Origin of the sequence: Psychromonas sp., from assembly GCF_047632995.1 — a bacterium.
Taxonomy (GTDB): domain Bacteria; phylum Pseudomonadota; class Gammaproteobacteria; order Enterobacterales; family Psychromonadaceae; genus Psychromonas.
The window spans coordinates 1-15,360 of sequence record NZ_JBLIEK010000036.1 but is presented as its reverse complement, the minus strand read 5'-3'; the positions used below and the strand labels follow the sequence as shown (position 1 = coordinate 15,360).

The window sequence follows — 15,360 nt, the reverse complement described above, 5'->3', positions numbered from 1 at the left end:
CAGCGCCACTCCAATAATCAACGTTTATAGCTTTTAAATTTGGTAGTTTGCTTTATTGCCTATATCAAAGTGCAATGGCATACGCCATTTAGCCTGTGCTAGAAACACAAAGATTAGGCTGACAATAAATAGCAGTACAATAATAATCATCGACTGCTTGAATGCAATCATAAACACCGATAAACACAATAAAGCAGGTGTAATTTTCAATCCGGCAACTTTAAAGCAAAATGATTCCTTTAGTGCAATTCCTGAAAAAGTAAAAAACATGAAACCTTGCGCTATCCATAAATAATGACTGTCATTTAGCAGAATCGACAATAGTAAGCCAATCCAACCTGACAAGGAGATGATTGCGCGAATTTTTTTATCATACACATGTAAATTTGCCGAGCTCAGTGCCGTTGCGCTGGCGAGTAAAATAAGTGGTGTTTGTGTAGAAATAGTAATGAGGTTGAAGCCACTTAATTCATTGGCCAATAAGAGAACATAACTTAGTAATGCAATAGGAAATAAACTGATACCCGTTCGGTACATACAGACACTAAGCCGATCGAAGGTATCTAGTACTTCTACATGTTCTGGATTTGCCATTTTATTTCTCCCCTATAATAAAAAGATAACAAATATGCGCGCTGATACGCATAAATGCAGCAGTTTGAGCCTTGTTCAGTATTCATCCTTCAAGACTCATAACACGTTACTGTTTATTATAAGAAACAATGTGATAGATACCATTGCAGTTAGCAATCATATCGCGGATAAATTCAGTCATCGCTTCTGGTGCATAATTTGCTTTTCTAACATCCTCAACCTCTCTCTGAAATGCAAGTGTTAGCGACTTTTCAGGTGAGCGATACAAGGAAAGTCCGCCAAACACATTCCAATGTCGTGACTTATCTGATCCATCTTCCATATTTCCCGGCAATAAAAAATTTTCTAGCGCGACTGAATTTGGACGAATTTCATCAGGAAGAGCTTTAACCCAAAAGAAAGGAATGCGAATAGTTTCATCGAGGAGGCCTACGGCCAGTTTTTTATCATTATCCGAAATAGCCATAGCCTGACTAAACAACAGCATCATTGGAAGGTTATGATTCTGAAGACTCATATCTTGATGTTTCGGCGAGGTGTTCGATACAGCCCTAAGATAGCGGCGATCTGTTTGCGCGAATAGGACTAAACTGTGAAAGTCGTTATCAATATTTTTACTCTTGTAATACTGCCATTCTGCACGATCTATATAATTTCGTAGATCGGTTAAATTGCGTGCAGGTTCAAGCGCATGTAAAGGCGTGTCAAACCCCACCCTATTTTTTTTAATGGCATCCAAATCCTGAAATATCGATTCCCAAGAGAGATCCCCAACTTGAAAAGCCGAATATCGAGGGGAACTCAAAACCTGACGAAGGTCATTCGTTAAGAAACGTAGATTTTTTATAAACTCGGTCTGATTGTGAGTCGTCAGGGTTTCGCCCGCCTCTGATAAAAGTATTAAATGTAAAAGCAGATCATAATAATTTTTCTTCTCGAACAGATCCGCAATGATAACCAGCTGGTTACGCACAAAATCAGATTCGTCACGACTCAATTGTGAATGCCTTTTTTCATAGATAAAGCTAAAACGTAATGCCTCATCATATATTTCATGAGCAAGTTGAGTGAGATAATAACTATTAAAAGTAGCTAATCTGATCTCACTCAAAAATCCAACCGGGCCATCATTCAAAATGTTATGTTTTAATCCATATAGGGGTCTTTGAACATACTGTGTCACCGCGGCATAACGATAAAATTCTCTCGCTTTAGGAGCCGGATTTATTTCATCTTGTAGCAGGTACGGATTAGAAACAGAGTATAATTTACTCAGAACAGCAATGTCCTCCGCATCAATAAATTGATTACTATTGACGTCCACTTTCATTAAAATATTATCCGCAAAATCCCAAGGTACAGCGATAATTAGATCCAGTACTTTCTGATCATTAGCGTCCCATACACCATCGTCATTTAGATCCCCAAGCATTATAAGAGTCGACGTTTCCGTTACTCTCTCCATAGGTACCACATATCTGGATTTCACATAGATGAATATCACAATCATTAGACAGAGTATTGCCATTGCGTAGATATACTTGCTGACTGACAACTGAAAGACTCTTACATTTCCGGCCTTCTTCTTTTTTACGTTAAACATATTTAAATCCATTTATTTTAATAAGAAATACTCTACGCCGCAAACACTACTGCGTAGGTTGGCTCTGTTTTGGTCTTTAACAAAACCCGCGACAGCCGCAATGCGTCCTGTAATTTGAGTTATTAGCTGAGATTTAACTATCCCACTTGATAAAATGTTTCCCTTATAGAGAGTTGTTGTATGAAATAGATAAATAAAGTAACAACGAGCAGATGATAAAATCACATAAAGTTATCTAGTAGCGAGGCTATGGTTTTAGTTGTTTTATTGTTGCTATCAAGTAGAGGATTCACTTCAACAACCTCTAATGCTTTTATTTTTTTAGAGCGTAATAAAGTATCAAAAAGAGAGTTCACACAATCCAGTGATAAACCATTATCAGCAGGCATTCCAGTTCCCGGAACTAAAGAAGAATCAAGTGAGTCGATATCAAATGAAATATAAATAAAATCACACAACGACAGATAATCTAATGTTTGTTGAGCGATGTTCGCGCCACCAGCAAGCTTAACGTCTTCAACGCTATAATATTTAATATTATGCTGGTCAATAATATCCCATTCGATTTTATCTAAATCTCGAATACCAATATAAACAAAATCATCAGGGTGAATCGCTTTATTACATATTGATTTAGTACTTTCCCAAAGAGAGTATGTGATATTGTTTAACTTATTTATTGCAATTTCTTTGTGATCAAATCCCATTGCAGCAGCGACCGGCATACCATGCATGTTACCGCTATCACTCGTATATGGAGAGTTAATATCAGCATGTGCATCAATCCAGATAGCACCTATTCGTTTATTCGGATAGGCATTCTTTACACCCGCTAAAGTTCCACAAGCAGTACTGTGATCGCCAGAGAATACAATTAATTTTTCGTCCCCGTTTTCTTGAAGAAAATCAGAAACCTCTTTCGATAAAGACTCAATGCATTGATTAATCTCATCTAAATAATGAGCTTGAGGCGTGCTACTTTTTCTTAAAATACAATTAGGTGTTTTGATAATATTTAGCAATTTCGGTTTGTTTTTTAATTGCAATACAACGGCTGCCCCTCCCTGAGAAGCCCCTTGTTTAAATCCGCCTAAATCACACTCAACGATAAGCAATTTATTAAAAGCCATAGAAACCAACATAATGTTATGAGAAGGTATTTTTTATCGAGAAAATATTCACTACTCGAAACCAGTAAGCTAACGCCTGATTAATTCTGTGTACCCACAAAAAAACACCATTAATTATTTGCAAGATTACGCTTTTACATTTGCTTTATCAATAAGTTAGATCTTATTAATAAAAAAGCATTATGCATAAAGAGAGAATAGTTCCGTATTTCTGAGAGAGGCACAGAAATTGTTGCGGGGCTGTACATTTGTGTCTAATGAAACTTTTTTGAGCATAAAAACGCTTAACTATCCTAAATTATTTCCAGATTATTAAATGCTTTTTTAACCGTGTTCTATTTACCCCCTGCCAGCTGCATCATATTTTATTGACGGCAGAAAGTTTATCTTGGTGCGTTGAAAATCAGTGCAGAAGTGATAAAAAAAAGGCCTCTAAGCTATTAAATAATAACTTAAAAGGCCTCTTATAAAGAACTGCTCTTAACTCAATTTATGCTGTTTTAGCCGCCATCTTACTACCTAAAATACCACCAGCAACTAAGAACACCAGAAAGATCCAGCCCGATAACGAAAGGTTAGCAATCGGTGTATAAAGTGCGCCGACATTACAACCGTTTGCAAAACGCGTACCAAAGCCCATAAATAAACCACCCATTGCAAATAGAGCGAACTGTTTTGCTGAATAGTTAGATTTAAACGACAGTTGTCCGGCCAGTAATACACAAATCAGCGTACCGGCAACAATACCAAAGTTCTGTACTGAAATTGGGTGCTCAAAGAATGGTGTAGCAAACATGCCGACCGGGCGATCGGCAAACGCGGCCACACTATCCACAGACACACCAAAAGTCATCATGATTTGTCCAAACCAGATACCAAACGGCGTAGATGCACCCCAGCCGGTGTGCGTTGCTGCAAGCATTAAGGTGAAGATAAGAATGATCATTAACGCCCCCATTTTCATTGACCATGGCGTAACAAAAAGTGCTTTATATGTTTCTGTGCTCAGTAATTTAAACGGTTTTTTGCTATCAACTTCTGCCGCTTTTGTTTTTACTGCCTGTTGTTGTTCAATCTCTGTATCAACACCGTAGAATGTCCCGGCTTGACGGCGTTTGCTTTCATACTTTTTAGACAGATAAATACCCATAGCGCCAAACAGAGCGGTGAGTGCTATCGCCCCAATGTAACTGACTAAACCACTGCCGAACAGATCCGGCATAAATACACCTTTATCTGCGTAGCTGCTGGTTGAAACTAAGGTATCAGTAACCCAAGGCAAACTGCTTTGCAGCGGGAAGCCTAAATATACGCCCATACCGAAGAAAATTAACGTCACACCTGCGCGCGGCAGATCTGTCGCCAGATCTGTCATTACACCCGATGCACAACATGATGAAAAGGTCATACCAAAACCGAACATCAAACCACCTAAAATCAAACCAAAATTAATGGGATTGATCCATAAGTTATAAGCGGCAAGATCGCTGTTTAGTAGAAAACCAGCATTAATCACAGCGGTAAGCACGAACATAAACATCAGTGCTTGCATTAATTTAGTTGAACCGCCGCTATAAGCTCTATTCACACTACCGGCAAAACCTAAAAAGCTACGCGTTAAAACGTAACCCAAGCCAAGTCCAAATAGAAGACGCAAGAATAGCATATCCGTTTTTAGCATTAGTCCGCCAAGCAGCAGCGCACTCAGGGCCAATAAAGCACCCGTCATGTTTTGTGTTTTGTTCATGTTAATTATCCTAATAGAATTGTTGTAAAGTTTTACATTGACGACTTTCAACAGAGAAAGTCATCAATAGTGGCGCAAATGTAATGCGTATTAATCGAAGTTATAATCTGTCACTACAGGTGTTCGATCGAGTGTCTTATCATTGAAATATTCGAAGAAACATAACCCCATAAAACCACCAGAAATATTGTAAACATCTTTAAAACCTAAATTTTGCAATGCTAATACGGCATTGTAACTACGCTGTCCACTACGACAATGCAGGTAAAGAGGCTTATCTTTAGGCAGTTCATCAGTACGCTGACGGAGCTCGCTCAGAGGAATATTAACAGCACTATTGATATGGCTTAATTCAAACTCACCTTGTTCACGGACATCAAGAATATAAGCGCCCTGCTCAATAAGCGGACGAACATCTGCTACATGCACTTGTTTGAAGTCGCAGTTCATCAGGTTAGTCGCAACATAACCTGCAAAGTTAACGATATCTTTTGCTGTACCGAAAGGAGGAGCATAACAAAGTTCAAGATCTTTAAGATCGTAAATTGTACCGCCAAACTTGATAACAGTGGCAATCACGTCAATTCGTTTATCAATATTACCTTTACCGATAGCCTGCGCACCTAAAATACGCCCTGTCGGCACTTCGAAAATCAGTTTAAAGTGAGCAACAGCGCCAAAAGGCATTAAGCCAACTTTATCATTAGGAATAATTTTAACAGTTTCGTAAGAAAGGCTTAGACCGAGCGCTTCAATCATACCTTCGTTCAAACCAGTAGATGCCGCATTATAATCAAACACTTTAATCACTGACGAACCGATATAACCACGGTTATCAATCACCATGCCGTTAATATGATCAGCAACACCACGCGCTTGTTTTTGTGCGGGACCGGCAAGAGGAAGCTGGAAATAATCGTTGTAAAGGTAACTATAAACTTCAATTACATCACCGACTGCATAGATATCAGGATCATTGGTTTGGTAGTTTTGATTAACTTTCATTGCACCCGTTTTACCTAAATCAAGGCCAGCCTGAATAGCCAGATCCGTTTCAGGTTTAACGCCAATAGCCATCACAACGACGTCCGCTTCAACCACTTTCCCGGATCCAAGCAGGATCTTGTTTTCTTCGAATTTTTCAACTTTGTCGTTAACGATCAGATTAACACCATGGTCATACAATTCTTTATGGAGAATCTGCACCATAGTGTAATCATAGGGTTTCATGATTTGCGGCATTGCTTCAATCAAGGTGACGTTATAACCCGCTTCTTTTAAATTTTCAGTAGCTTCAACACCGATAAAACCACCGCCAATCACAGAGATGTTTTTCGCTGCACTGCTTTTGATAAACTTATTAAGGCGATCAATATCAACTACATTACGAATTGAAAATGTATTTACGTTTTCGATACCAGGGATAGGCGGGGCAATCGGTTTAGCCCCAGGAGAAAGTACCAGTTTATCGTAAGATTCCCTGTACTCTTCACCATTTTCAATCTTTCTAATTAAAATCGTTTTAGCAGCACGATCAATTGATATAACTTCATTGCCCACGCGCGCCTCAATATTATACTGAGTCGCAAATTTTTCAGGACACATCAGCACAAGATCTTCAGCTTTAGGTACAATGCCGCTCAGATGATAAGGAAGACAGCAGTTGGAAAATGAAACGTGCGGTCCTTTTTCAAACATAATGATCTGATCTGTTTCACTATGACGACGAAGACGCGCAGCTACAGATGCGCCACCAGCAACACCGCCGACAACTAATATTTTTTTACTCATAAAGAGCCCTTATTTTTTATTAAATGAAAGATATGAATTTTTTTGTGAATAAAGAATGCCATTGCCAGAAGATTGATCGCGCCGACAATAAACATCAGTAAATTTGAAGCTTCAAAAATAATGTCAAAGTGCGTTACGCTCAAAGCACCGGATAAACTAATCAGGAATAGATAGGCAATAATGCGGCCTTTTTCACTGATATTGAGACAGGTATTAACATAATGAAAAGAGCCTAAAATAGTGGTGAAACCAGACACTACAAAAAACAACAACACAATAGAAAGGCCAAAATACCCCGTCACTTGAAAAACAGTAAAAATGTAACCCTTAACCCGCTCAAAACTATCACCAACCAGTGCCACACCTTCAATATGTGCCTGGCCATAAGCAAACACATAACTGGTAATAATGACTGCAATAGCAATACTTATCAGCGTAGAAATTGTCTGTACAAATGCTTCCCGCCGCGGTGAATTTTCTCCATCTGAACTTGATAATGCACTTGTACCCAGTGAGGTTTCACTAATTTGAATAATACGTTGAAAGGCAATAATTAATCCGATAGGAATACCGATACCGGCACTGTGAAAATTCATAACATCATCATAAATATTGGTAAAATATTGGCTGATAAAATCACGCGTCTGGTAAACAAAAAGTAGGAAAAAGCAAAGGTATGCGAGAATAATTATAAATATCAGTGATGATAAGGTATTAATAAACAAGTGACGGCTTTTAGTAATAATCACCATTCCCGCCAGCAAAATAATAGGTACAACAATATAAAACAATGCAGTGACTGAATTAAATTGATAATCGAGATAGTTTTCTGAAAAGTAACGAACGACCGTCTGTACGCCCGTTAATTGAAAACCAACAAAACCAAAAGCATATAACGCCACCAGCCCGAGTGCATAAACAGTAGCGGCTTTTGCATTTAAATTTGTTTTAATAAAATCGCGGTGTGTTTGTTTACAGATTTGTGTAAAAAGCACTTCGGAATAAGTGATCGGTACTAAAAACAGCATCCCCACTAATACCCAAAACACAATGCCTTCACCACTGCCCCCGTGCACAGAGCCTTGCCACATAGCCGCCAGCACGCCAATAATGGCGCCGGTACCTACTTTTGAAGCAAGGGAAATAGACAATGCACCTTTAATTTTGCTGAACTGCCAAGAAGAGATGTCGGCATCACTTATTTTTGCGCGCCCCTTGACCATATTCAGATTAATAAAAAGACCGAGTAGAATAAGTAATGGTAGAAAAAACGCCCATAAACCTTCATTCAGCCCATTAATCCATATCGCAATCATTCATTCTCTCTTCAAGTTCGGTTTAGATTTACAAAATCACTAACAATATTATTAATTTTCCGGCGCAAAAAAAAAGCACAAGCAGACTCATTAACTTAACGATAAGTGGTTAACGAGTCTGTTTGTGCTATCTGTTTTTATTTACACAGTAAATTACATTTCTCTAATTAAGTAAATCCTAAAGAACAATTATATGCCCATCCCACTTCAAATAGTTTGTTTCACAACAACTATTATGACTCTGGTGTAACTAATCTACGAATTGGAGGCTAACACCTTAGTGGAGTCATTAACTCTATGGTTATTTATGGATACCAATACAACAGATAAATGGATCAGAGAATAGAGTGTGAAACGGAGGGGGGCACAGTATGGATGTAATGGTTGCTGACATTTAATAAGAAATATATATCCCAAATCAACAACTAAAATTATCAAACATAATCCTATTACTTAAACTGTAAAAAATACGCAGATCTACTTTTTACGTTTGGGCGACGTAACATGCCCTTTACTGATCCGTCTTTATTCTATTAGGTTAGGGAACTCTCCCTGATTGACGAGCTTGAAGGTGATTTAGAGGGGAAATTATAATCAATCGTATTTTAAACCAAAACTTTTTCTAAGATAGGCCATGTACTGTGCATCGTTGCACATGCTTTTCCCCTCATCATCAGAAATCTTAGCAACCGGACGACCATTGCATTCAACCATTTTAATAACAATGCTCAATGGCTTGTAAGTAGTGCCCTGCTCGTTAATATAATCACCCAAGTCGTTTGATAAGAAAGTACCAATACCAAAACTAGTTTCATTCATTTTCTCTGTTTTTACAGTAAAGTGCTCACACACATTTAATGACCTTTCGAAATCTAATCCATTACTAAATACATAATTTTTGCTTTTGCCATCAATACCCAGTTTTTTATAATGAGCCGTCATTTTCTCGCCCCATTCAATTTCATCCCCGCTATCCTGACGTACGCCAGAATAAAGTGTTGCCAACATATAATCGAAATCTTCTAAAAAAGCATCGGTGGTGATGCAATCTGTAAGTGCAATTCCTAAGCGCCCTCTAAATTCATTGTTCCATGTTTCTAATGCGACGCGCTGTGAATCCCTTGGGTGAACGATTGCCTGAAAAGACTGCAAGTAACCATGAGACATGGTGCCGATAGGGGGCACATTGAATTCTCGGGCTAAATGGTGATTACTGGTACCAATAAATACCCCAGGCAATTCTTTAGCAAGATATTCAACCACATGGTGCTGTACTGCAGCTGATAATCTACGGCGAGTGCCAAATTCCGCTAATTTGTAACGCCCTTCTAATCCACGGCTTTTAATTTCAGACTTCAGATACTCAACTTTTTCAAAAAGCACTTTACGAACATGCTCTGCGGTTGCGGCTGGAAAACGAGCGCGATTTCTTACTTCACTGACAATCGATAAAATTGGAATTTCAAAAAGAATAGTTTTAACAAAGGGTCCCTTAATTTTAATTGCCAGTTGATTATCCTCGATAAACACCCGCACATATCGCTTAGGGTCGAACGTGAAATCACGAAGAAAGTGAAGGAAATTATTATCTAAATAACCCAATAGTGATAAATGTGCAATTTGATCATCTGTAAACATAACACTTTCAAGCATGTTGATTTGAGAGGTGATTTCAGGAAGAAGAGAGCTTAGATTTTCATCGCTTCGACAGCGAAACTCATACTCTACTTCTGTGGTTGCGAATCTACTCCACGCTACTTGCATCATATTAATACAGTATGCATCCAAGTCATCTGCCGATTTAATAATCTGTCCATCGGTATAGATGCTGTTTATTTCTTGTTTTATCATTACAAAATCCTGTATGTCTAATGTTGTTGGTAGCCCCAAGTGACAAAAGTGAGACAGCCAAACCTTTTCTCTTTTAGAGAAGAAGCTGCATGGGATAGCTAGAATCTTCACCACCTGATGCACTTTTAGCACAAGACGCTTTACAACTTTTGCACTATTTATCTGTTGAGATTATCACATTGATGCTCACTTTATAAAAGGTTATCGGGTATCCCTCTTTCGCCATCGATAAATGTAACGAAGCAAAATTTACCGCTTGCCTACGAAGTGTTCGACTTGACGGCGTCACTATAAATTTCAAACAGGGTTAAGTGATCCGACTTTAACCCTCCAAAAAAACTGATGATGGCGTTTTTTGGAAGGCTCAGATGAGAAAAGCAGGTATCGTTACAACGGAGATTTAATGATTACTGAGATTAAAATATAAAAACGTAACAACCACCCAATCCAGCGCCGGTTGTATCTCGTTTCATTTTATTGACCCCTTAATTGTTTATGGTTTTCTTCGGCAGGGCTAAATTAGCTAAAATAACCATTGAACCACCGATAAAAATTGACAGCATCGACATGCCAACCTTGGCATTATTATGCGAGCCGGTTATGAGCAGAACGATACCGATAGCGATCAGCGCTGCGCCAAGATAAAAGAAGGCGCGCGGGTATTTCCGGATCACACTGGACCGCTTAGCACTGTGCTTTGCGATCCTATTTTTAGAATGACTTACAGATTTACGTTTATGTTTTCTTGTTGCCATAACATTCTCCCTAAATGTAACAAACCGGATACGGATTAATTCATACAGTCAGTCTATCGAACCGATATATATTTATAGCAAAAACTCGCTTATCAAATAGCCAGTTACAGCACATTCTAGGTAATAAAATAATATTTATTTGAGGTAAATTAGCGTCAAAGAGTAGATTAGTAAAAAATTGTTTTTAATATTTTCAATTAGTTACAATTTCACTCGTATACAAACCTGCTCTAGCGCAAATATTGAAGCCTTTTATTTACATAAGTTATCTAAAAAATAGAAGAAAAAGATAATTTTATTGATAGGGACTGTTTTTATGACGTTAATAGGTAGGCGCTTCAAAATACAGAGAGTAAACACGCCCTTTTTGTGACTCGCCGCGCATTTTTATTTATTTGTTTATTATTTAAGCGTTAGTTGCTGTTTGAAATTTGCACATAAAGAAAGTTCCCCTACCATTTCAGTCCGGTGGAATTAAGGTTTATCGTGGTAAATAACTCGATCATAAATCTCAGATAGCACTGAAAAAAGATGGTTATAAGGTGGTTTTTACGATCAATAGCCATCAATCTAATTGCTCTGTTGTTTTCTCTATTTTTATTAAACATAAAAATTTTGTTTGGCAGATAAATTGTCAAATACAACATGGCTTATATATACCAAATCTACTTGAAAATATGGATATTGAGCTCAGCGTGAATGCCGGAATAAGGCACAATATATAGAAAATGGCTCTGCCTTTTCCTATGTTATTACGCAGTGCAGGCTTTTACGCGTTGCAAACGACTGTATTGGCAGTGGATTGGTATACCTAAACTGTAAAGAAAAAGGATTTCTTACAATGAAAAAGGCAATTTTTGTCGCCCTAATGGCGGCATCATTAACAACACAGGCCAGTTGGTATTTCCGAGGTACTCCAAATGATTGGGCTGCCACGGCAATGGAAACAACTGATGATATCAATTTCTGTACGCAACAGAGCTTTGCTAACCTCTCTCCGCGTTTTAAAATTGACCATTACGCTGATTGGAGTGAAAACTACCCGTCAGCTGATGTTTTGGTAACCGCGGATACAAGTTACGATATCTGCTTCAATGCCAGCAGCAAGCAGATAACCAAAACCATAGTTGACGGAGTTGATAATAGCGCCCCAATCGCAACCGCATCAATTGCAGCCGGCACTTATCCAAGCAGCCAGCAAATCAGCCTGAGCGTTACTGATAATCAAGATAGTGCACCGTTACTGTACTGCACAACCGATGGCTCAGCACCAACAATATTGTCACAGCCATGTAATTCACAAACATTTAGCGCGGCAGATATTAATGAATCTGGTGTTGATTTGGCGCTTAACGTACTGGCGGTCGATGCAACGGGCAATAGTGCTGTTTATGCTTTTGATTACACGATTGCGGTTATTCAAGATACTTGGTATTTCCGTGGTACAGCCAATAACTGGGCGGCCACAGCAATGGAAACAACCGATAATATCAATTACTGCACACAGCAGAGTTTTTCTGATGTTGCGCCGCGTTTTAAAATTGACCATTATGCCGATTGGAGCGAAAACTACCCATCAGCTGATGTCACTGTAGCGGCGGACACAACTTACGATATCTGCTTTAATGCCAGCAGCAAGCAGATAACAAAGTCAATCGTTGACGGTGTTGACAGCAGTGCGCCGGTTGCCAGTGCATCACCTTCAGCGGGCAGTTATAGCAGCGCTCAACAAATCACATTAACTGTTAGCGACAATCAAGATAACGCACCGTTACTGTACTGCACAACTGATGGTACAACGCCAACAATATTGTCGCAGGCATGTAACGCACAAACATTTAGCGCCACGGATATCAACGAATCCGGTTTTGATCTGACGCTGAAAGTACTGGCGCTAGATGCGCTGGGTAATAATGCTATTTATAGTTTTAATTACAGCATTGGCGTGCAAACAGTTAGCAATGATTTCCGCGAAGAAAACGTTTATTTCATTATGACTGACCGTTTTGCCGATGGCGACACGAGTAATAATAATATCTGGGGTGATGAATACTTGCCCAATGGCGAGGCCGACAAGTACAACACCAATACCAGTAAAACTGGGCCTTTATCTTATTATCATGGTGGCGATTTTAAAGGGATCATGAATAACCTCGATTATATTCAAGAGATGGGGTTTACTGCAATCTGGATAACGCCAGTGGTTAAGCAACCTGAAGGACGTCGCTTTAATGCCAACGACCCTTACGAGGCTTCTGCTTTTCACGGTTACTGGGGCTATGATTTTGACCAAATTGATCCGCATCTACACTCTTCAGGTAAATACAATGATGGCTGGAATGATTTCGATGCACTGGTTGAAGCGCTGCATGCACGCGGCATGAAATTGATGCTTGATATCGTGGTTAACCACGGTCAACCGGGCGCATCCGTTGTTGGTTCAAAAAGTAAATGGGCAGATCGCGCACTTGAAATTATTATGGATGGGCAAACGTGGAACTGGGAAAGCAATGATCCTTATATGGATGGCGCCCTAAACGGTTTCTTTAGTTATGCCAGCACGGGCAATACTTGGCTTATCGATCTGCTTGATTTCAATGAGCATGGCGATAATGACCAAAATGCCACTAAACATCTTATTAATGTTTACAGCCGTTTTATTGATCATGGTGTTGATGCCTTCCGCATTGATACTGTTTCCTATATGAGCGCAGCTTTCTGGGAACGGTTTACGCTGGCCATGGATGAACATGCGCGTAGTAAAGGTAATGATAACTTCTATATGTGTGGTGAAGCTTGGACAGGAGATCGCGCATCAGCTGTTGATCTGATTTATAACGGTGCAGGTAAAAAATTCCATATGTTAGATCTCCATGGCTCGTCGATGGATTTCCCCGGCTGGATGGGTAAAGCCTTTAAAGGTGAAGCCGGGTTTGAAGATGACAATGGTTATGCACGTATCGCGGGCGTTAATGGCGATGCATCGGGAATCTATGATCCCACCTATCTTGCAACCTTTGTTGATAATCATGATGTAACACGTGCCAATGGTATCCTTAGCGAAACTCAATATATGAACAACTTAAACTTTGTTTATCTATTTAGAGGCTTGCCGATTGTCTATTACGGAACAGAGATTCTTTATTCTAGCTGGCCGCACTATATCACCACCACTGAAAAAGAAGATGTGGTTGCACGTTGGATGTTAGGCTCTGAGGGGATAAATTATGTTAAAAATAATCAACCCTCTATGTATAAGCACCTGAAAATGCTCAATAGCTTACGCAGTTCATCTGAGGCGCTGCAAAAAGGTCAGCAGACGGATCTGTTAATAGCGGGCGATCATGCGGTTATTAAACGCGATTTGGGTGGTGCAGTGGCTTATGTGGCGATGACTAAAGGATCTGCTTTTAACTACACCTTCACAGGTTTAAGCAATGGTGCTTACCGGTTAATTACACCAGATACAGCTAATGCAACATACAACGAACAGAGCATCACGGTTGAAAACGGCCGCTATTCTGTTAGCGTTGCCAGTAATGCATTTGTGGTCTTAGATAAAAAGTAAAACGTGTTGATTAAAAACGTGGAATAGCGAAGCTGTCACTGGCTTCGCTATTTTTTTGGGGAACGGGTGAGGTATTATTTCAGATGATGAAGGTGTATCTCTTCATCCTTGTCACCCGCATTAGGATCGTTAAAGATATCAATATCCATCTCCCCTTCTGATTTGGCAACAATGCAGGTCACTACACAATCGCCTGTAATATTGACGGCAGTTCTAATCATATCAAGTAATCTATCAACGCCCATAATCATTGCAATCCCTTCAACAGGCAAGCCCACTTGATTAAGCACCATCGCCAGCATAATTAAACCAACCCCCGGTACACCCGCGGTGCCCACAGATGCAAGCGTCGCCGTTACGATAACCGCGGCGTAATCGGCTATGGTCAGATCAATATTAAAAGCCTGCGCGATAAATACTGTCGCAACACCTTGCATAATCGCCGTTCCATCCATATTGATGGTTGCCCCTAACGGCACGGTAAATGCTGCAATTCTATTTTTAACGCCAAGGTGTGTCGTCGCCGTTTCAAGTGTTACCGGAATAGTGGCATTTGATGAAGCAGTTGAAAAAGCAAAGGTGATGGCAGTTTCCATTTTCTTTAGAAATATAAGCGGGTTAAGGCCGGTAAATACTTTAAATAGAAGACCGTAAGTGAAAAATCCGTGCAGCAATAAGGTGCCGGAAAGGACTAAAAAGTAACTTAATAAATTAACAACCGCATCTAACGCTATGCTTGTAAAGAGTTTCGCCATTAAGAAAAACACACCGTAGGGTGCCACATTCATTAACATCACCACTAACTTCATAATCACTTCGTTGAGATCAGAAAAAAGAGCAGCGACGCGATCACCCGCTTTACCAGACGCGCTAATTGCAATACCGAATAAGATAGCAAATACGATGATTTGTAAGGTATTACCCTCTGCCATTGAGTTAATTGGGTTGGTCGGGAACATATTTATAATCACTGAACCGAGCGAAGGGGCTTCTTGTGATGCAAAA

At 39.5% G+C, this 15,360-nt stretch carries 10 protein-coding genes; 1 reads left to right on the top strand and 9 read right to left on the bottom strand.

What is annotated here, in order from left to right:
• Positions 1–33 precede the first annotated feature (33 nt).
• The 8 genes from ACJAT7_RS08390 to ACJAT7_RS08355 all read right to left on the bottom strand — a co-directional run bounded on the left by ACJAT7_RS08390 (position 34) and on the right by ACJAT7_RS08355 (position 10,787).
• Positions 34–594, bottom strand: a complete 561-nt coding sequence (locus ACJAT7_RS08390; RefSeq protein WP_415226351.1) for a DUF2301 domain-containing membrane protein — start codon at positions 592–594, stop codon at positions 34–36.
• Positions 595–700: 106 nt separating this feature from the next.
• Positions 701–2,197, bottom strand: coding sequence for a hypothetical protein (locus ACJAT7_RS08385; RefSeq protein WP_415226350.1), 1,497 nt, complete (start codon positions 2,195–2,197; stop codon positions 701–703).
• Positions 2,198–2,418: 221 nt separating this feature from the next.
• Positions 2,419–3,327, bottom strand: a complete 909-nt coding sequence (locus ACJAT7_RS08380) for an arginase (RefSeq protein ID WP_415226349.1) — start codon at positions 3,325–3,327, stop codon at positions 2,419–2,421.
• Positions 3,328–3,817: 490 nt separating this feature from the next.
• Positions 3,818–5,074 (bottom strand): YeeE/YedE family protein, encoded by a 1,257-nt coding sequence (locus ACJAT7_RS08375; RefSeq protein ID WP_415226348.1) that lies wholly within the window; start codon positions 5,072–5,074, stop codon positions 3,818–3,820.
• Between the two features lie 90 nt (positions 5,075–5,164).
• A complete protein-coding gene (locus tag ACJAT7_RS08370) occupies positions 5,165–6,865 on the bottom strand; it encodes an FAD-dependent oxidoreductase (protein ID WP_415226347.1) in 1,701 nt (566 codons plus the stop codon).
• On the bottom strand, positions 6,862–8,181 hold the full coding sequence (locus ACJAT7_RS08365; RefSeq protein ID WP_415226346.1) for an alanine:cation symporter family protein: 1,320 nt from the start codon (positions 8,179–8,181) through the stop codon (positions 6,862–6,864). The genes ACJAT7_RS08370 and ACJAT7_RS08365 overlap by 4 nt, the downstream gene beginning before the upstream one ends.
• Before the next feature lie 594 nt (positions 8,182–8,775).
• The gene (gene pncB / locus ACJAT7_RS08360) at positions 8,776–10,032 is read right to left on the bottom strand and encodes a nicotinate phosphoribosyltransferase (protein WP_415226345.1); all 1,257 of its coding nucleotides are present in this window, start codon (positions 10,030–10,032) and stop codon (positions 8,776–8,778) included.
• 485 nt (positions 10,033–10,517) lie between these two features.
• Positions 10,518–10,787, bottom strand: coding sequence for a hypothetical protein (locus tag ACJAT7_RS08355; RefSeq protein ID WP_415226344.1), 270 nt, complete (start codon positions 10,785–10,787; stop codon positions 10,518–10,520).
• 841 nt (positions 10,788–11,628) lie between these two features.
• On the opposite strand from ACJAT7_RS08355, the gene ACJAT7_RS08350 reads away from it, so the two are divergent.
• Positions 11,629–14,355, top strand: a complete 2,727-nt coding sequence (locus tag ACJAT7_RS08350; RefSeq protein WP_415226343.1) for an alpha-amylase family glycosyl hydrolase — start codon at positions 11,629–11,631, stop codon at positions 14,353–14,355.
• A gap of 74 nt (positions 14,356–14,429) precedes the next feature.
• On the opposite strand, the gene ACJAT7_RS08345 is transcribed toward ACJAT7_RS08350, so the two are convergent.
• A partial coding sequence (locus tag ACJAT7_RS08345) for a dicarboxylate/amino acid:cation symporter (protein WP_415226342.1) occupies positions 14,430–15,360 on the bottom strand: 931 nt, incomplete at its 5' end.